This window comes from Dactylosporangium thailandense (assembly GCF_059739745.1).
Genome location: NZ_AP029195.1, coordinates 10159531 through 10177858, shown reverse-complemented (window position 1 = coordinate 10177858; position 18328 = coordinate 10159531). Strand labels below are relative to the sequence as shown.

15 protein-coding genes are annotated in these 18328 nt (G+C 72.0%); 3 read left to right on the top strand and 12 right to left on the bottom strand.

Translation table 11 applies throughout. The features are described 5' to 3' along the window. Position 1: 1 nt before the first annotated feature. From AC6JBM_RS45315 to AC6JBM_RS45280, 8 genes are all read right to left on the bottom strand, one after another. The gene (locus tag AC6JBM_RS45315) at positions 2 to 2320 is read right to left on the bottom strand and encodes a fibronectin type III domain-containing protein (protein ID WP_497979857.1); all 2319 of its coding nucleotides are present in this window, start codon (positions 2318 to 2320) and stop codon (positions 2 to 4) included. A gap of 80 nt (positions 2321 to 2400) precedes the next feature. After that, on the bottom strand, positions 2401 to 3960 hold the full coding sequence (locus AC6JBM_RS45310) for an aldehyde dehydrogenase family protein (RefSeq protein ID WP_497979856.1): 1560 nt from the start codon (positions 3958 to 3960) through the stop codon (positions 2401 to 2403). Between the two features lie 75 nt (positions 3961 to 4035). Then, the gene (locus AC6JBM_RS45305) at positions 4036 to 4470 is read right to left on the bottom strand and encodes a T3SS (YopN, CesT) and YbjN peptide-binding chaperone 1 (protein WP_497979855.1); all 435 of its coding nucleotides are present in this window, start codon (positions 4468 to 4470) and stop codon (positions 4036 to 4038) included. A gap of 47 nt (positions 4471 to 4517) precedes the next feature. Then, a complete protein-coding gene (locus AC6JBM_RS45300; protein WP_497979854.1) occupies positions 4518 to 5066 on the bottom strand; it encodes a hypothetical protein in 549 nt (182 codons plus the stop codon). 605 nt (positions 5067 to 5671) lie between these two features. Beyond that, positions 5672 to 7699 carry a glycosyl hydrolase family 28-related protein gene (locus tag AC6JBM_RS45295; RefSeq protein WP_497979853.1) on the bottom strand — a complete coding sequence of 676 codons (2028 nt, stop codon included), beginning with the start codon at positions 7697 to 7699 and terminating at the stop codon, positions 5672 to 5674. Positions 7700 to 7925: 226 nt separating this feature from the next. Beyond that, positions 7926 to 9197 carry an adenosylmethionine--8-amino-7-oxononanoate transaminase gene (locus tag AC6JBM_RS45290; protein ID WP_497979852.1) on the bottom strand — a complete coding sequence of 424 codons (1272 nt, stop codon included), beginning with the start codon at positions 9195 to 9197 and terminating at the stop codon, positions 7926 to 7928. Positions 9198 to 9211: 14 nt separating this feature from the next. Further along, complete coding sequence (locus AC6JBM_RS45285) at positions 9212 to 9625, bottom strand: VOC family protein (protein WP_497979851.1); 414 nt, start codon at positions 9623 to 9625, stop codon at positions 9212 to 9214. 502 nt (positions 9626 to 10127) lie between these two features. Next, the gene (locus tag AC6JBM_RS45280; protein ID WP_497979850.1) at positions 10128 to 11402 is read right to left on the bottom strand and encodes a winged helix-turn-helix domain-containing protein; all 1275 of its coding nucleotides are present in this window, start codon (positions 11400 to 11402) and stop codon (positions 10128 to 10130) included. Positions 11403 to 11468: 66 nt separating this feature from the next. Between AC6JBM_RS45280 and AC6JBM_RS45275 the strand changes: the two genes are divergently transcribed. The 3 genes from AC6JBM_RS45275 (at position 11469) to AC6JBM_RS45265 (ending at position 15295) form a co-directional block, all read left to right on the top strand. Beyond that, a complete protein-coding gene (locus AC6JBM_RS45275; protein ID WP_497979849.1) occupies positions 11469 to 12941 on the top strand; it encodes an MFS transporter in 1473 nt (490 codons plus the stop codon). Between the two features lie 484 nt (positions 12942 to 13425). After that, a complete protein-coding gene (locus AC6JBM_RS45270; protein ID WP_497979848.1) occupies positions 13426 to 14070 on the top strand; it encodes a LysE family translocator in 645 nt (214 codons plus the stop codon). Between the two features lie 10 nt (positions 14071 to 14080). Beyond that, entirely contained in the window at positions 14081 to 15295 is a 1215-nt protein-coding gene (locus tag AC6JBM_RS45265; protein ID WP_497979847.1) for an RNA polymerase sigma factor, read from the top strand. 105 nt (positions 15296 to 15400) lie between these two features. On the opposite strand, the gene AC6JBM_RS45260 is transcribed toward AC6JBM_RS45265, so the two are convergent. The 4 genes from AC6JBM_RS45260 to AC6JBM_RS45245 form a co-directional block, all read right to left on the bottom strand. Then, positions 15401 to 15616, bottom strand: a complete 216-nt coding sequence (locus AC6JBM_RS45260; protein WP_433081438.1) for a hypothetical protein — start codon at positions 15614 to 15616, stop codon at positions 15401 to 15403. 354 nt (positions 15617 to 15970) lie between these two features. Next, positions 15971 to 16573: a hypothetical protein gene (locus AC6JBM_RS45255; protein WP_497979846.1), complete on the bottom strand. Its 603-nt coding sequence runs from the start codon at positions 16571 to 16573 to the stop codon at positions 15971 to 15973. A gap of 120 nt (positions 16574 to 16693) precedes the next feature. Then, positions 16694 to 17605, bottom strand: a complete 912-nt coding sequence (locus AC6JBM_RS45250) for a DUF4142 domain-containing protein (protein WP_497979845.1) — start codon at positions 17603 to 17605, stop codon at positions 16694 to 16696. After that, entirely contained in the window at positions 17605 to 18246 is a 642-nt protein-coding gene (locus tag AC6JBM_RS45245; protein ID WP_350620502.1) for a COG4315 family predicted lipoprotein, read from the bottom strand. Before AC6JBM_RS45245 ends, AC6JBM_RS45250 begins: the two co-directional genes overlap by 1 nt. Positions 18247 to 18328 lie beyond the last annotated feature (82 nt).

The window sequence follows — 18328 nt, the reverse complement described above, 5'->3', positions numbered from 1 at the left end:
GCTACGCGAGCCGGCGGCGGCGGTTACGGCTCGCGAACAGCAGCGCCCCACCGCCGCACATGGTCGCCAGCCCCAGCTGCAGCATCGCCGCGATCGGCGCGCCGGTCACCGCGAGCCCGCCACCGGCCGCCCGCACGGTGATCGCCATCTTCAGGCTGTGCGGCTGCCCGTTCGGCCCGATCCCGGCGGCCACGAGCTGGTGCCCGCCGACCGCGAGATCCGGCGGCACCCGCACCGGCTTGCTGAAGTTGCCCTGCCCGTCGGTGACGACGGTGCCGAGCTCGATCGGCGTGGAGTAGACGACGATGGTCGCGGTCGAGTACGCCATGAACCCGGTCCCGATCACCACGATGTCCTGCCCCGGCTCCGCGGTGGTGATGAGCCCCTTGTCGGTCGTGAGCGTGAGGTCGGTGTCGGGCGGCGTGGCCGGAATCGTGGGCGCGGTCGGCGTGGCCTGGTTCGACGGCCCCGCGGCCGCCGAGTCCCCGAGCGCGTTGTTGGCCACGACGGTGACCGTGTAGTTCACGCCCGCCGTGCCGCCCATCACGCACGACGTCGCCGCCGCCGAGCTGGTCGAACACGTGGCCGGCCCCGGATTCGCGTACGCCGTGTAGCCCGTCACCCCCGTCACGTCCCCCGGCGCGGCCCAGCTGACCGCGAGCGACGAGACGCCCCCGGTGGCCGTGACCGCGGTGGGAGCCGGCGTCGGCGCACCGACCGTGAACGTCTGCGACACCTGCTCCGCCGCGTCCCACGTGGTGTTCCCGGCCTGGTCCGCGAGGATGGTGCACGACCCGGGCGCGACCAGCGTGGCCGTGCTCCCGGAGACGGTGCACACCGCCGGCGTCGAGCTCGTGAACGCGACGGCGAGCCCCGACTCGGCCGTGGCCACGAGCGGCACGGTGTGCTTCGACACCGACCAGTCGGCCGGGGCCGCGAAGCTGATCGTCTGCGGCTTGAGGTTCACCTGCAGCGAGGGCCGGCACCCTCCCTCGGCCCGCTTGCCCGCACCCGACGCGCCGCGGCTCGACTTGGCCCGCGTGCGCTCGGCACAACCGCCCGTCATCGCGGCCTGCACCCCGACCGGGTCGGCCACGGACGTGTCATCGAAGTCGTACGTGCCGCCGATCGAGCTCGTGATCGGCACCGAGACCACGCAGTCGGCCGGGAAGCCGGTGAGCGACGCCCCGGCGAGCGTGAAGTATCCCGCCCCGCTCGCGGCCGTGACCGTGCCCCCGCACGTGTTCGCCGGAGTGCCGCTGCCGATCGTCACGCCGCTCGGCAGGTTGAGCCGGAACCCGAGCCCGCTGGAGACCGCCGCGGCCCGCTGATCGGTCCGGCTCATGCTCACCTGCAGCGTGCTGCTCTCCATGACCGTGATCTGCGACGGCGAGAGGTTGGCCCCGACGCGCGGCTTGGCGGTGGTCACGGTCAGCGTCTGCGCGGTCTGGTCGACCGTCAGCCCCGTGACGCTGGTGAACTGCGCCGCCGCCACCGTGTAGCTTCCGGACGAGTCCGCCAGGACGGGGAACCGGATCGTGCAGTCCGTCATCCCGTCGGCCATCTGGACGCTGGAAGCGGTGAGCACCGGATCGCCGACATCGGTGGTGAAGGCGGCGTTGGTGCAGGTCGAGACGTCGCTGCCCATGGACCGCCAGAGCGTCCCCGCGCCCGGCAGCGTGATCGTGAACCCCAGCCCCGTGGCCGCCATACACCCGTCGGGCCGGCTGATCGCGACGACGAGCTGCGTCTGCTGATGGTCGTCGACCGTGGCATCGGCCCAGGTCGCCCCGACCGTGATGGCGCTGGCCTCGGCACAGGCGAACACCTGCGCCCCGGTCCCCTTCGCGCCACTCTGGCCGGCCGCGTCGCTCTTGCTGGCCTGGCCGCCCTTGCTGGCCTGGTCGGTCTTGCTGGTCTGGCCGGTCTTGTTGGTCTGATCGGTTTTGTTGGTCTGATCGGTCTTGTTGGTCTGGCTGCCCTTCCCAGCGTGGTCGCTCTTGCCGGTCCGGTCTCCCTTCCCAACCTGGTCGTTTTTGTCAGCGCCGGCCTTGGTCGCCTGGTCGCTCTTACCGGCCCCGCCAAGACCGGCCGCATGATCGCTCTTGCGGCCCTTGTCGAGGCCGGCCGCCCGGTCCGTGTGATCCGCACGGTCGGCGAGCCCAGGCCGGGCACCGCCCGCCACCCCGGCCTCCCCGGCCGGCCCGGCCGGCCCGGCCGCCGCCGCGAAGCCCGACTGCGGCACGGCCAGCGCGCCGCACGTGGCGAGCACCGCCACCGCGGCCCAGCGCGTCGACCGTGCCCCCTTCTGCCGAAACATCATTGCTCCCCCCGTCCGGGGCGCCCGCGCGGAATCGAGCGCGAGCCACCCCGAGGGGCAATTTACGGCAAATATCCGATTTACTCCGGGCTGAGCCGATAATCCAGGTCCGGCGAAATCGTCAGCGTGTCCATCTGCGCGCGCTGGAGCCGGCCCGAGTAGTCCCAGTTCATCGACTGCCAGCGCGTGAACTGGTCGAGCACCCACACCCCCGACTGCCGGCTGCCGTTGCCCGAGCGCCCGTTGCCCCCGAAGGGCAGGTGTGCCTCCGCCCCCGACGTCGAGTTGTTGATACTGACCATGCCCGCCCGGGTGCCTCGGCGGAACGTGAACGCCTTGCGCGGGTCGGTGGTGTAGATCGCGGCCGACAACCCGTAGCCGGGCGCGTCCGCGAGCTCGATCGCCTCCTCCAGCGCCGAATACCGCACCACGCCCACCAGCGGCCCGAACGTCTCCTGCTGGAAGACCTTGTCCTCGGGCCGCACCCCGTGCACGAGCACCGGGTGGTAGAACAGCCCGGCCGCCGGATCGCCGACGAACCCGGCCCGCGGATTGTCGGCCGTGATCCGCCCGACCCCGGACGAGCCCGAGACCCGGTGATGATCCTCGATCCACTCGAGATAGCCCTCATACCGCTCCGCGAACCGCTCGCTCATCAGCGGCCCGTAGAGCACCGAGGGGTCCGCGGGGTCGCCGACGGTCGCGCCCCGCACCGCGTCCTCGAGCCGCCGCGTGAACTCGTACAGCACGCTGTCGTGGACGATCAGCGTCCCCAGCGAGGTGCAGCGTTGCCCCGCGGTGCCGAAGCCGGCGAAGAGCGCCCCGTGCACCGCCAGGTCGAGGTCGGCGTCCTCGGTGATGACCATCGGGTTCTTCCCGCCGAGCTCGAGGCAGGCGCTCTGCAGGTGCCGCCCGGCCAGCTCGCCGATGCGCGCCCCGACCTCGGACGAGCCCGTGAACCCGATCTTGTCGATCAGCTGCTCGCGCAGCCCGGCCTCGAGTCCGGCATAGGTCGTGGGCCCGTCCGAATACACCACCTCGAACACGCCCTCGGGCACCCCCGCCCGCCGGATCAGCTCGGCGAACGCCTCGGCGCACGCGGCCGCGTATTCGGCCGGTTTCCACACGACGGCGTTGCCGCACAGGAGGGCCGGCACGAGATACCAGCTCGGGACCGCCACCGGGAAGTTGCCCGCCGTCACGATCGCCGCCACACCCACCGGCACCCGGAACGTGAACAGTTGCTTGTCGGGCATCTCGCTCGGCACCGTCTGCCCGTAGAGCCGCCGCCCCTCGCCGAGGAAGAAGTCGCAGGTGTCGACGATCTCCTGCACCTCGCCGCGGGCCTCGGCCAGAGTCTTGCCAACCTCGCGCGTGACCAGCGCGGCGAGGGCCTCGAAGTTGGCCTCGACCAGGCGGCCGAGGTTGGCCACGACCCGGCCGCGCACCGGCGCCGGCACGTCGGCCCAGGCCTTCTGCGCGCGACGGGCGGAGCGGCACGCGGCGACGAAGGTGTCGGCGTCGGCGAGCGCGACCTCGGCCACGACATCGTCCAGCCGGGAGGGGTTCAAGGAGGGGACGCGGTGCTCGGTGGCGGTGACGGGTTGGCCGCCGACGGTCGAGACGATGAGGCGCTTCATGGGTCTCATCTTGGACCTGGGGTGTGACAGTTTCGCCAGAGGTCCTCGGGAGTGATTACTCCGGGTTCAGTACCGCTAACTATTTGCATCCGGCGGGTCGAACGCCAACTGCCCGCCGAACTGGTCGCGAAGCCGCTCGTCGTAGTAGTCCGCCGCGTCGGCCACCCAGTCGCAGGCGTTGCTGAGCTCGATCGGGTCCAGCGTGGACGCCAGCATCTCGACCGCCGCGAGCACGCTCCCGTCGCGCCAGAACAGCCGGATGAAGTTGAGCCGCCCGTTGAGCTCGTTGAGCTCGGTCAGCAGCTCCGGCGAGCACTCCAGCCGCCGCAGCAACGGCGAGAACACGCGCACGAACGGCGGCTCGCTGGCGATCAGGCGCAAGTACACGACCGCGGTCCCGGACCGGATCGCGACCGGCTTGGCGACGAGGTCCGCCGGGATGTCCTGTCCCCCGAGATACTCGGTGACGAGCCCGTGCACCCTCGCCCGCAAGGCGCCGTCAATCGACACGCGTTCACGATACAAGTGACGCGCACGCGACCCCTGCCACGGTGGCGTCAGCCGCTTTTGCCCGGGCGCCCCGGCGGCAGGAACCCGCGCCGGCGGGCCTCCTTCACCCAGCGGTGCGCGGTGCTCACGGGCACGCCGTGCCGATCGGCCAGATCGCAGGCGGGGCGGGGCGATGCCGCGGCGTACTCGAGGTACACGTCCGCGACCTCCCGATAGAAGATGTCGGGCCGTCCGCGCGGGCGCACGGACTCGGCCGGGGCCGCACGCACGACGGCGAGCGAGGGTTCGACCATCTCCCACCCGATGTCCTCGGCCACCGGAGCGACGGTCGGCCGGGCCCGAAGACTCAACACAGGAGTCGTACTCCCAGCCGCCCCCTCGGCCGCCAACTGCGCATTGGCCGCCGCCTCGATGCGCCCGACCGGGATGGCGCGCAGCAGCTCCGCGCTCGGCGTCCCGTCGATGCGCAGGCCGGTCAGCACCAGCCGCCCGCCCTCGCCGACGCCGACGCGCACCAGCACGGTCCCGGCCAGCGGCGGCTCGTCCTGGCGCCATTCGTACCAGCCATCGACGACTGGAAAGAGGCGGCCCCGCACGCCGCAAGGCTAATCCACAATTCCGCAAATCAACAATTGCGCTCACCTAGACGTCTAGATACGCTTATCCGGACCCACCAGCCACAAGGCGTTCGGGACCGGGGGGCGGTCGCGTGCTTGGCACCAGCTGAGTTCGCAACTGGATAGGCCGGTGGCTCGTCCGCATCGAGAACACGGGGGAACGGGGCGATGCGGACGGTGACCGCCGAGCGGACCGCGTACAGGCGCGTTCCGCTCGGCGGTGTCGGCACAGAGCCGCGGTCGCGGGGTCTCGCCGGGCCCCGCGACCGCTTCGCCCGTCTCGGTCGGACCTGCGCCGATCCGTGACCACGGGGCACGACGTGAGATCTCTCCGGCCAATCGACGCGGGGCCGGCGAAGGGTGCTTTGCCGGGTCGAGGGAGTGGCCGGGCGGCCGCCGACAGTGGGGTGCGGCGGCCGTCCGGCCCCTTCGCGCGTTCCGGGGGTCAGTGGTGGGCGTTGCGCCCCGAGCCGAACGGCGACGCTCTGGAACGCCCGGGCCGCGGCTGAAGCGGCGGCGCCACCACAAAGGCGAGTGCCCCCGCGATCCCGGAAGATCGGCGGGGGCACTCGTTCACGCGGTGGTCACCAGGGCTGCGGAGCCGGCGGAACCACGACCGGCGGGCGGTCGTCGCACGTGATGGTGTTCGGCAGCTCCCACGACGCCAGCCACGGGCCCGTGGTGCCGCCGCCGTCGTTGCCGCCCAGGTCGGTCAGGGAGAACTCCGAGCCGGCCGGGGTGAAGTGGAACGAGCCGCAGTTGTTCACGCCGACCGCGCCGACGTTGCGGGCGTCGACGTTCTCGAAGGTCGCCGAGCCGGCCACGCGGGCCGAGACGACCGAGGTGCCGGTGCCGTCCACCTTGATGTCCTTGAAGTGGACGTTCGTGATCGAGTACTGGTCCTTCACCGGGAAGTCGACGACCAGCATGATCGCGTTGTACGTGCTGTCGAGGAAGTTGTCCCCGGTGACCTGGACGTTCGCGTCCATGTTGCGCTCGAGCGCGTACAGCCAGATCGCACCCAGGCCGATGTTCCAGTTGAGCTCGTAGGTCCCGGCCCGGACCGTGGTGTTGTCCTTGACGTTGATCGTGCCGGCGAACGGCTGGGCGCCGAAGCGTGTGCCCAGGTGCAGCGCGCTGCCCTCGCGGATCGGGTCCGCGACCAGGTTGCCGGAGACGGTGATGTCCTTGCCGCCGTAGATCGCGATGCCGTTGGCCAGCGTCGGGGTCTGGACGGTGTTGTGGTCGAACGTGTTGTTCGCGTTCGTGGTCGTCTCCGCCCACATTGCGAGCGCGTCGTCGCCGGTGTTGCGGAAGAAGCTGTTCGACACCGTCGAGTTGGTGACGCCGGTGTGGAAGTTGAGACCGTCGGCGATCTGGTCGACGACCGTGGTGTTGGTGACCTTGGTGTTGTTCATCGGGCCGTCGAACCAGAGCCCGACCTTGGTGTGCTGGATGTAGAGCCCGTCGATGGTCGAATCCGACATGGCGCCGCCGATGCCGTTGACCTGGTCAGTGTCGATGCGCTCGCGCACGTCACCGATGATCGAGAAGCCCGACAGGTGCACGTTGCGGCTGCCGCCGTCCTGCGAGTACCTGCCGTAGAAGCCGACCCCCGTGTGCGTCGACTTGTCGGGCGCGGGCACGCTGAGCGCGACCTCGTGACCCTTGATGATCGTGTACCACGAGCCGGCGCCCTCGATCGTGACGTTGTCGACGATGATGTGCCGGTTCACCTGGTACGTGCCCGGCGGCACGTACACCTTCAGGTGCGTCCACTTGGCGAACGCGATCGCCATGTCGAACGCGTCCGCGGAGTCGCGCTTGCCGGTCGGGTCCGCGCCGAAGAACAGCACGTTCGACGCGATCAGGTTGACCTTCGGGGCGGCCACGAGCTGCGAGTCGAGCAGGTCGATGGCGGTCCAGGCGGCGTTGCTGCCGGCCGGGACGGTGAGCCGGACCTTGTCGCCCGCCTTGTACGTCTTGCCGAGCAGCAGCCGCTGCTCGTCGTAGAAGTGGAACGGCCGGAACGGCTTCGTGATCTGCGGCGCCGGCGTGGTGGCGGCCGGCACGCACGCGCACTCGGTGATCCACCAGTCGTTGTGCAGCAGGTCCGCGTTGGGGTCGTTGGTGAACGGGTACTGGTTGTACAAGTAGGAGTACTGCGAGGTCAGCGTCATCGTCTGCTTGGACTTGCCGTTGACCGTCACGTCCAGCGGCGCGGTGATGCCGCCGCCGTTCGGGGCGTCCGGAATGCTGTAACGGACGTTGATCGCGTTGGCCGAGCTGGGCAGCGTGAACTCGATGTACTGCCCGGGCGTGAGCTTGACCGCCGACCGGCCCGACGCCTCCGCCGGCAGCGTGTACGCCGTGCGGTCCGGTCCGATGACCACCCCGTTGGTCTTGGCGTTCTCCGCCTCCTGCTCGGCGAAGCCGACGTTGGCGCCCCGGCCCGCGACGAGCGCGGGGTTCAGGCCCGCCCGCGTCACCGCCGGCGCGTCCGAGGCGGCGTAGGCGGTGGTGCCACCGGCGACGATGAGCCCGAGGCCGACGGCGGCCGCGGTCGCCGCCGCAGACCACCGCGGTGGTGCTCCAGTGGTGCTCCGTGACATCGATTGACTCGTTTCTCTTGGGTAGGCGGCGCACCCAGATGCATCGAGATGGCGGGACGTCGAGCGGGGTGATGGGGTGTGCACCTCGGACGCTCGAGGCGTTGTGGGGGCGGACGCCGTGAGTGAGGTGACATTAGGGCGGCCGCACCCCCTTGCACAAGGTCTTGCGACATAATTGCGTAACACTGCCGCCTTCTTGCACGGCGCGTTGTCCCAAATGGACGAACTAGGCGACTTCCGCCGCAGCGACGACGGCCGCGCAGATGCTTTCGAGGTCGGTGTCGCCGGTGACGTACGGCGGCATCGTGTAGATCAGATCGCGGAACGGCCGCAGCCAGACTCCGTGCCCGACCGCGGCCGCGGTGGCGGCGGCCATGTCCACGTCGTGGTCGAGCTGCACGACCCCGATCGCGCCCAGCACGCGCACTTCACGCACGCCGGGCCGGGCGCGGGCCGGTTCCAGCCCCGCCCGCAGTCCGGCCTCGATGCGGCGGACGTTCGCGGCCCAGTCGCCGGCAAGCAGCAGGTCGATCGAGGCGTTGGCCACGGCCGAGGCGAGCGGGTTGCCCATGAACGTCGGACCGTGGGCGAGCACCGGGGTCTCGCCGCGGCTGATGCCCTCGGCGACGCGCGGGACGCAGAGCGTGGCCCCCATCGAGAGGTACCCGCCGGTCATCGCCTTGCCCACGCACATCACGTCGGGCGCGACGCCGGCCAGGTCGGCCGCGAACAGCGCGCCGGTGCGGCCGAAGCCGGTCGCGATCTCGTCGAACACGAGCAGGACGTCGTGCTCGTCGGCGAGCTCGCGCAGGTCCCTGAGGTAGCGCGGGCTGTGGAAGCGCATCCCGCCGGCGCCCTGCACCACGGGCTCGACGATGATGCCGGCGATCTCGTCGCGGTGCTCCCGCAGCGTCGCCGCGACGAGGCCGACGTAGTCCGGGTCGTACTCGACCGGCGGCATCGGCACGAAGACCTGCTCGGGGAGCACGCCGCGCCACAGGCTGTGCATGCCGCCGTCGGGGTCGGTGACCGACATGGGGTGGAACGTGTCGCCGTGGTAGCCGCCCCGCCACGTGAGCATCCGGCGCTTGCCGCCGCGGCCGAGCGAGCGGTGGTACTGCAGGCACATCTTCACCGCGACCTCGACGGCCACCGAGCCGGAGTCGCACAGGAACACGTGCCGCAGCGGCTCCGGCGTGATGTCCACCAGCGTCTTGGCCAGCCGGATCGCGGGCTCGTGGGTCAGGCCGCCGAACATCACGTGGCTCATGCGGCCGAGCTGGTCGCGCACCGCGGCGTCCAGGGCCGGGTGGCGGTACCCGTGGATCGCCGCCCACCACGAGGACATCCCGTCGATCAGCTCACGGCCGTCGGCGAGGGTGAGCCGCACGCCCGATGCAGACGACACCACCAGCGGCGGCTGGGTCGCCGGCATCGGCGCATACGGGTGCCAGACGTGCTCGCGATCGAGTGCGGTGAGGTCGTCCTCGGTGGGCATGACCCAGACGATAGTCAGCCCTGCGGCTGGCCGATGTTGACCATCCACTGGATGCCGAACCGGTCGACGCAGGAGCCGTACTCGTCGCCCCACATCTGCTTCTCCAGCGGCATGGACACCTTGCCGCTGGCGCTGAGCTTCTCCCAGTAGCCGCGCAGCGCCACGGCGTCGTCGCCGCTCAGGCTGATCGAGATGTGGTCGCCGGGGGTGAGCGTCATGTTCGGCGGCGTATCCGACCCCATGATCGTGTATCCGCTCGGGCTCTCGAGCTGCGCGTGCATGATCTGGTCGGCGATGGCCGCGTCGTCCGAGCCGAACTCGCCGAACGTGTTCATGCGCAGCTCCCCGCCGAACACGTTCTGGTAGAACTCCATCGCCTGTCGGGCGTTGCCCCGGAAATTGATGTACGGGTTGAGCCTCGAAGCCACAGCAAACTCCCTTGGTCGTGTGACGTGCGCGATTACCCGCAGCCTAGTTCCGCCGGGCCGCGCGGTGTCCCGATGCGACGAAGGTTCACGCCCCGAGCGCCGCCCCTTCGCACGGCCATCGCCCGAGGCCGCCTACCACGCGCGCCATCGCCCAAAGTCGCCTCCCACGTGCGCCTACCGCTTCAGGAGCCGCGGCCCTGGGCCGAGCCTGAAGCGCCCACCCCGTGCGCCTACCGCGTCATCAGCCGCCGGCGCCCTGAGCTGCGCCCGAAGCCGCCTACCGGGTGCGCCCCGCGTCACGAGCGACTGTTGGCGGGTCGAAGCGAGCGGCGTCGCGGCCGCCCCTGAGCTGCGCCCGAGGCCGCCTACCGGGTGCGCCCCGCGTCACGAGCGACTGGCGGCGGAGTCGAAGCCGGCGGCGTCGCGGCCGCCCCTGAGCTGCGCCAAAGGCGGTGCAGGGCGAGGTCGGTGTCGTAGCCGCCGACCAGGTGCGCCTACCGCGTCACGAGCCGTCGGCGCCCTGGGCCGCGAGGGCGTCGCCGAGCGGCGTGCGCCGGTAGAGCACCGACCGCCCGGCCCGCGCCGAGCGCACCAGCCCGCTGCGCCGCAGGATCGCCAGGTGGTCCCCGACCGCGCCGACCGCGAGCCCCAGCCGCGCGGCGAGCTGCGTGGTGCTCGCGGGCTCCTCCAGCGCCAGCAGCACCCGGGCCCGCGACTGCCCGACGAGCTCCCCCAGCGCTCCGCCGCCCTCCGGCGCGCCCTCCCACAGCGCGGCGACTCCCCGCGCGGGATAGACGAGCGCCCGCCGCCACGGCGGATCCGTGTACGCCCCCACGCCCGGCCAGATCAGCACCGACGGCACCAGCAGCAGCCCGGCCCCGTCCGAGGCCACGGTGCGAACGGCCGCACCGCGCCCATCGAGCAACCCGGGCGAGGCCGACGCGGCAGGCGTGAGCGACTCCGCAGACGAGGCCGCCTCAGCGGGCGTAAGCGATTCCGCAGGCAAGGCCCACCCAGCGGGCGTGAGCGGCTCCGCTGGCGAAGCCGGCCCAGCAGGCGTAAGCGATTCCGCAGGCAAGGCCGGCCCAGCAGGCGTGAGCGGCTCCGCTGGCGAAGCCGGCTCAGCGAGTGCGGGCGACTCCGCAGGCGAGGGCGGCTGCGCAGGCCGAGCGCGGCGGCTGCGGCGGGAGGTCGGTGGGGTGGTCTTGCCCGTGAGCTCCACGGCCCCGTCGTGCCACCGCACCCGCCGGTGCAGCCCCGCGAACGCCGCCGCCCATCCCCCCTCGCCCAGCCGCCCCGCCCGGTGGACCACATCGCTCTCGCAGATCGCCCGCAGCTGCGGCCAGTCCGGCGCCAGCAGTGTCAGCCAGGCCGCCTCCAGCGCCGTGGCCAGGCGCGCCACCGCGTCGTCCGAGCGCAGCACCGCCAGGGTCGCGTCGCCGATCCGCGGCCCCTCGCCCAGCGCCCGCGCGATCTCCCGGCGCGCCACCGGCAGCGGCGTCGCCCGCACCGCGGCGAGGTCGTCCTGCCAGGTCTGCTGCATCCCGGCGGGCGGCGGCCCCACGAAGTCGGCCCCATATTCCGCGGTGTGCAGCGCCACCACCGCGTCGAGGTCGGTCTCGGCGCGCAGCCGCTCGAACGCGGGCCGCAGCCGCGCGAACGGGCCCAGCGGCGCCAGCCCGCTCAGCCGCCGCAGCAGCCCGCCGAGCTCGAACAACGGCGACACCGCGAACCGGGTGTGCAGCAGGTCCTCGGCGGCGACCTCGAGGCGGAGCATGCCTCGACCTTACGTCCAGGGACGAATGAGTCCGCGGAAGCGGCGCGCCCCGCGAGGCTGAATCCCATGACCACGTACACGGCCGTGCTGCGCGACGGGACGTTCCGGGTGCTGTTCGGCACCCGGACGCTGAGCATCCTCGCGGACACCCTGCGCATCGTCGCGCTCTCGCTGCTCGTCTACGCCGCGACCGACTCCCCGGCGCTGGCCGCGCTCGCCTACGGCATCGGCTTCCTGCCGCAGCTGATCGGGGCGAGCGTCCTCGGCGCCCTCGCCGACCGCATCCGGCCGCGGCGGCTCATCGTGCTCGGGTACCTCGCCGAGGCCGCCGTCGCCGCCGTGCTGGCCGCCGTCGCGCTGCCGGTCTGGGCCTCGCTGGCCCTGGTCGCCGCCGCGGCCCTGCTCACCCCGGTGTTCATGGGCGCCCAGAACGCGCTGATCGCCGAGGCCCTGACCGGCGACGCGTACGTGCTGGGCCGCTCCCTGTCGAATGTCGCCTCGTCGCTGGCCCAGCTCGTCGGCATGGCCGGCGCGGGCGTCGCGGTCGCGACCCTGGGCGGCCGCAACGCGATGCTCATGGCCGCCATCGGCCACGTCATCGCCGCCGTCTGGACCCGCCTGGCCCTGGCCGACCACCCCGCCCCGAGCAGTGCGACGGAGAACAGCGCGACGGAGAACAGCGAAACGACGAAAGCCGAGCTGGCGAGCGACGAGCCGAAAAGCAACGAGACCGCGAGCGACGGGACGGCTGGCAACGGGACCGCGAGCGGCGGATCGGCGAGAGCTGGAGAGGCCAGGGCCGGAAAGGCGGGGCTCGGCAAGGCGGGGCTCGGCAAGGCGGGGCTCGGCAAGGCGAACGGTCTCGCCGCGGCCAGCTGGCGCGGCAACGCGGCCCTGCTGCGCGACCGCACGATCCGCCGCCTGCTGCTCGTGCAGTGGCTCCCGCCCGCGTTCATCACCGGCGCCGAGGCGCTCATGGTCCCGTACGCGGCCGGGCGCGGCTTCCCCGCCGGCGTTGCCGGTTGGCTGCTGGCCGCGATCCCGGTCGGCATGGTCGCCGGGAACCTGGTCATCGGCCGGCTGCTCGCCCCCGCCCGGCGCGAGCGGCTCGTCCCGGCGCTCATCGCGCTCATGGGCCTGCCCTGCCTGGCCTTCGCCGTCCCGCCCGGCGCCGCGGGCGGTCATCCGACCTGGCCGCTGCTCGCCGCGGCGCTCGTGGTCGTCGGGGTCGGCTCCGCGTTCGGGCTCGGCGTGCAGGCCGCGTTCCGCGACGCGCTGCCCGCCGACGGCCGCGGGCAGGCGTTCGGGCTGCTCAGCACCGGTCTGATGACCGCGCAGGGGCTCCTACCGGCGCTGGCCGGCCTGCTCGCCGAGGCGCTGCGTCCCGGCCTGGTCGTCGGCCTGCTGGGCGCGGCGACGCTGCTCATCGCGGCGGGTGCGGCCCCAGGGCTTGTACGTCGACAGGATCGTCGAGAACAGCAGCAGCGAGCTGGACACGGCGGGCGCGATGACGAGGTTGAGGCGCTCCTGCGCCGGTAGCGCGGCGCCGAGGTGGGAGGCGTCGGCCAGGTTCGGGTACAGCGCGAACGTGACCAGCCCCAGCATCACCGTCACGATGCCGAGCTTCACCGCGACCCACCACCACTTGATCAGTCCCCAGGGGGTGCCGACCGCGTTGACCACGCCGACCAGCCAGACCAGGAAGGTCAGCGGCACGAACAGCACGGTGCCGATCAACCCCATCGCCGGGTAGACGACCGCCCGGTCGGTGGCCCCGCTCAGCCCGGCGATGCCGAGCGTGAGCAGCACCACGTCGGTGCCGAGCCACCCGACCGCGGTGACCACGTGCAGCGTCAGGATCGCCTTGCGCCATCTCGGTGTGAATCGCACGCCTTCAGCCTGGCAAAGTCGCGGGCTCCGGTCGTGGCCCGAGGGGCGTAACCGCGCCTACTCCCGGCGGCGTACGCCAGTCTCCGCGGATTGGCTGTTCTCCGTGGCCGGGCGGACGGGCAGGGTGGGGCTCATGATCTCTGTCGGTGCGGTGGCGGGCGTCGCGCTCGTGGCGCTCGGGATGGTGCTCACGCCGGGCCCGAACATGATGTACCTCGTCTCGCGCAGCATCACCCAGGGCCGCCGCGCCGGTCTGACCTCGCTCGGCGGCGTCGCGGTCGGCTTCCTCGCCTACCTGGCCCTCGCCGCGACCGGGCTCTCGGTGGTCTTCGCGGCCGTCCCCGCCCTCTATACGACGGTCAAGCTCGCCGGCGCCGCCTACCTGGCCTACCTCGCGTGGCAGGCAGTCCGCCCCGGCGGCACCTCGGTGTTCGCCCCGGTCGAGCTGCCCCCGGACTCGAACCGGCGGCTGTTCACGATGGGCCTGATGACCAACCTGCTCAACCCGAAGGCGGCGATCATGTACGCCTCACTGATCCCCCAGTTCGTCGACGTCCACGCCGGCCATCTCGTCGCGCAGGCCTTCCTGCTCGGCGGCGTGCAGATCGCCGTCAGCATGCTGGTCAACACCGGGATCGTGTGCGCGGCCGGCGCCATCGCGGCGTTCCTCGGGCGGCGCCCGACGTGGCTGCGCGTCCAGCGGTACGTCACCGGCTCGCTCCTCGGGCTCATCGCCGTGAAGCTGGCAACTGACAAGGCCCGGCCCGTGGTGGTGTAGAGATGATGCTGTGACGGTCGAGGAGGAGCTGCGCACGCTCGCCCCGCAGGTGCTCGGCATCCTGATCCGGCGATACGGCCAGTTCGACGCCTGCGAGGACGCCGTGCAGGAGGCCCTGCTCGCGGCGGCCCTGCAGTGGCCCGCCGAGGGCACCCCGGCCAACCCGCGCGGCTGGCTCATCACGGTCGCCGTGCGCCGCCTGACCGACCAGTTCCGCTCCGACGACGCCCGCCGCCGGCGCGAGCAGGCCGTCGCCGCCCTCGAGCCGGAGCCCTCCGACGCCGTCCCCGATCGCGACGACACCCTCACCCTGCTCTTCCTGTGCTGCCACCCAGCCCTGTCGCCGGCGTCGCAGCTCGCGCTGACCCTGCGCGCGGTCGGCGGCCTCACCACCGCCGAGATCGCCAGCGCCTTCTTCGTCCCCGAGGCCACCATGGCCCAGCGCATCAGCCGCGCCAAGGCCAAGATCAAGTCCGCGGGCGCCCGGTTCGCCCCGCCGCCGCCCGAGGAGCGCCCGGCCCGCCTGGAGGTCGTGCTCCAGGTCCTGTACCTCATCTTCAACGAGGGCTACACCGCCAGCTCCGGCGCCGACCTGCACCGCGGCGACCTGACCGCCGAGGCCATCCGGCTCACCCGAGAGGTCCACCGCCTGCTCCCGGCCGACGGCGAGGTCGCCGGCCTGCTGGCCCTGATGCTGCTCACCGACGCCCGCCGCCCGGCCCGCACGCTGCCCGACGGCACGCTGGTGCCCCTGGCCGAGCAGGACCGCTCGCGCTGGCTGCGCCCGATGATCGACGAGGGCACCGAGCTCATCACGCGCACGCTGCCGCAGGGGTCGGCCGGCCCCTACCAGCTGCAGGCCGCCGTCGCCGCGGTCCACGACGAGGCCGCCGACGCCGCGGCGACCGACTGGCCGCAGATCGTCGCCCTGTACCAGCTCCTGACCCGCGTCGCCCCGAACCCGATGGTCACCCTGAGCCACGCCGCCGCGCTGGCCATGGCGAAGGGCCCGCAGGCCGGGCTGGAGCTGCTGGCGACCCTCGACGCGGACGAGCGGATGGCCTCCCACCACCGCCTCGCCGCGGTGCGCGCGCACCTGCTGGAGATGGCCGGCTCTCCCGCCGAGGCACGCGAGTGGTATGCCCTCGCCGCCAAGCGCACCACCAGTCTTCCCGAGCAGCGATACCTCGAGCAGAAGGCTGCCGCTCTCCCTCTGGAGTTGTGAAGCAACGCGTTCTGGGGATGAGGCTAGCGGCGGGGTACGACGCTTTTCCGAACAGCGAACCGCCGGGGTGCGGACGAACCACACCCCGGCGGAAGAGCGAGAAACCTAGCGGCCGCGAGCCACGTTGACGATGCCCCGGACGAGCTGGACGACGCCCCAGATGACCGGGCCCCACGCGACGAGATACACCGAGGAACCGGACATGTAGGTGCACACCGTGATACCGACGCCGGCCGCGATCAGGATCAGGCCGAAGATGATCTCCCGCTTCCCCTTCGAGGACACCGCGCTCTGAGCGGCCGGCGACTGCTGCACCTGCATGTAATGCGGCGGAGGCGGCTGCTGCCCATAGGGCGCCGCCGGCTGCCCATAACCAGGCTGCCCATAAGCCGGCTGCCCGTAAGCCGGCGGCTGTCCGTAAGCCGGCGGCTGCCCGGAAACCGGCGGCTGCCCGGAAACCGGCGGCTGCCCGTAAGCCGGCTGCCCGGAAACCGGCGGCTGCCCATAACCAGGCTGTCCAGAAACAGGCGGCTGCCCATAAGCCGGCGGCGCGCTCTGCTGAAAAGGCGGAGCCGAATAGGGCTGAGGCGCCTGAGGCTGCCCGTACGGCTGAGGCTGCCCGTACTGCGGATCAGAGGGCGGCGGATATCCAGGTTGCATGAGAGATGGTTCCTGTCAGGTGATGGGCCGGCCGTGGCGGGTCAGCGCCGCCATGAGGTGGTCGAGAAACTCGTCCCGCCCGTTGACGATGTTGATCGGGATCATGATGGGCTCGCTCCCCTGAACGAGCAGGTTGTAGTGACTGAGCTTTCCGGCCGCATCGCCGCGCTTGCCGAGCACCGACTGCAGTCCGGTGGTCTCAGGCCACGAGAACGCCTGGACCTTCCCGTTGTGTCGGTAGACGAAGCCCTCGCTGTAGACAAAGTAAGCGCGATTACCCACGACCAGCGTCCGGATGGCGCTCACGATCGCGAACACCATGCCGAAACAGAAGAACAGGCCGATGAACCGGACGACCGAGTACAGAGCGTCGAAAACGCTCAGCCGGCTGCCGAGCGCGCCGGTCCCGATCAGCAGGCCGAGACACCCGGCCGCGATCGCCAGCCACAGCAGGAACCGGTTGCGGGCCCGGGCCAGTTGCCGCTCGCTCAACAGCGGGCCGAACCCGCGAGCCTGAGCGGCCTCGCCCACTTCCACCGGCACCTCGCCGGCGGGCATGGCACTACCCCCGTAGGTCACCGCGTCCTCCCCGTGCGCGTCGGCAACCGCCCCGCTCACGCGGGCCTAGCGCACGATAACAGTCGATGACGTGCGGCAAAAGCGGCACCCGACTCGGCGCCGCCGAGGCCTTCCTTGCACTCGACGGCGCCGAGGACTATGCGTCCACAGTGGACGGGTTCAGTACGCGGTTCGATGCCGGGAACGCCGGGAACCGCGGAAGATGCGGAACGCGGCGAAGGCCCCGATCGCGACGGCCAGGCCCGCGACCGCCCAGACGGCGTTCGGCTGGAAGGCCACGGCGGGCGCGCTGTTGCTCTTGTTCGCGGGCGCCGCCCCGCTGACCGGCTCGGGCAGCGCACCGAAGTCGACGTTGCCGATGCTCTCCAGCAGCGTCATGTGCTTCATCACGACGTTGACCGCGGTCTGGGCGAAGGTTCGGACGAGCTCGTTGCGCGTGTTCGAGCGGATCTGCGAGACGAGCGCGAAGACCTTGCCGTGCGCGGCGCGCAGGCGGTTGGCGAAGACGTCGTCGAACTGCGAGCCCGTCTGGGCCGCGGTCATCTCGTTGAGCCAGCCCTGCTGCTCGTCGCTCGGCTTGTCCGGCAGCGGTACCCCGAGCTGCGCGGACACCTGCCGCACCTGCTGGTCGAGGCCCTTGTGGTCGATGGCGAGCTGCTTGCCGACCTCCTTGACCCGATCGTCGCCGGCCTTGGTCTGCGCCATGTTGCCGGCCGGACCCTCCCAGAGCCCGGCCTGGCGCACCTTGGTCAGGAACTCGCGGTCGACCGGGCCGAGCGGGCCGGAGCTGGTCATCGTGTAGCCCGCGGGCAGAGCCCCGGCCGCCTGCGTGCCGGTGGCGGCGACCTGCACCGGGTTCTGGGCGGCCTGGGAGGCGCCGGCGGGGTAGCCCGCCGCCGGCGCCGTCTGCTGCGGGTTCGCCGAGCCCGCCTGACCACCGGTCAGGGCGGCGCGCCACGAGGGCACGCCCAGGATGACGCCCACGGCCGCGGCGATCAGCACCCACCAGGGCCAGGTGCGGCGGCGCGGCCACGGCCGGGAGCCGGCGCCGTCGGGCTCGACGGAGTACATCAGTAGCCGCCGGTCCCGCCGTCACCGGTCGGCGCGGCCGAGGCCCCCGGAGGCTCCACCGCGGTGGGCGCGGGCGTGGGGAGGCAGGTGAGGTTCTTCTTGCCGTCGGGCGCCACGACGAACCAGACGCCGCCGACGTTCTGCCCCTTCCACGCGCCCGGCTTCGGGTCGCCGATGTAGCGGTACACGGGCCAGCCGGCCAGCGTGATCTGGCGGGCTCCGTCGGCGCGGGTCACGGTGCCGACGACGGCCGGGTCGACGCCGGAGAGGTCAGGGTTGCCGTCGGTGATCGCGGGCGGCCACACCTGCGCGCACTTGTCGACACAGTTGGACTTCGGCGGCTTGGCGGTGTCCTTGTCGAATCGGTACAGGACGAAGCCGTCCTGGTCGGTGACGACCTTGCCCATCTTGGGAATCGACGCCGCCTTGAGCGCGGTGGTCTGCGAGCCGACGGGCGCGACGACCGGCACCGCGCTCTCCCCGGCCACGTCGTTGAGCGCGGGCACCTGGGCCTGGGCCTGAGCGGCATCGGCAGTGTTGTCGACGTTGGCCCCGGGGGGCGCGCACGCGGTCAGGGCGGCCAGCGCGGCCGCCGCCGCGGCACATCCCGCCACGGTGGCGGTGAGCCTGGTTGCTGCCACTGGATCCTCCTCGGTTGGCGTTTCTCGCGTTCCGCCAAGTGGTACGGGCGGCGAGGAGGACCGAGACTGAAAGATCCACAGT

What these genes read in the sequence shown, in the direction of transcription:
- AC6JBM_RS45280 (WP_497979850.1), bottom strand. Translation starts at nt 11,402, where the DNA reads ATGCTCCGCCTCGAGGTCGCCGCCGAGGACCTGCTGCACACCCGGTTC.
- AC6JBM_RS45250 (WP_497979845.1), bottom strand. Translation starts at nt 17,605, where the DNA reads ATGTACTCCGTCGAGCCCGACGGCGCCGGCTCCCGGCCGTGGCCGCGC.
- AC6JBM_RS45310 (WP_497979856.1), bottom strand. Translation starts at nt 3,960, where the DNA reads ATGAAGCGCCTCATCGTCTCGACCGTCGGCGGCCAACCCGTCACCGCC.
- AC6JBM_RS45315 (WP_497979857.1), bottom strand. Translation starts at nt 2,320, where the DNA reads ATGTTTCGGCAGAAGGGGGCACGGTCGACGCGCTGGGCCGCGGTGGCG.
- AC6JBM_RS45290 (WP_497979852.1), bottom strand. Translation starts at nt 9,197, where the DNA reads ATGCCCACCGAGGACGACCTCACCGCACTCGATCGCGAGCACGTCTGG.
- AC6JBM_RS45295 (WP_497979853.1), bottom strand. Translation starts at nt 7,699, where the DNA reads ATGTCACGGAGCACCACTGGAGCACCACCGCGGTGGTCTGCGGCGGCG.
- AC6JBM_RS45270 (WP_497979848.1), top strand. Translation starts at nt 13,426, where the DNA reads ATGATCTCTGTCGGTGCGGTGGCGGGCGTCGCGCTCGTGGCGCTCGGG.
- AC6JBM_RS45275 (WP_497979849.1), top strand. Translation starts at nt 11,469, where the DNA reads ATGACCACGTACACGGCCGTGCTGCGCGACGGGACGTTCCGGGTGCTG.
- AC6JBM_RS45260 (WP_433081438.1), bottom strand. Translation starts at nt 15,616, where the DNA reads ATGCAGGTGCAGCAGTCGCCGGCCGCTCAGAGCGCGGTGTCCTCGAAG.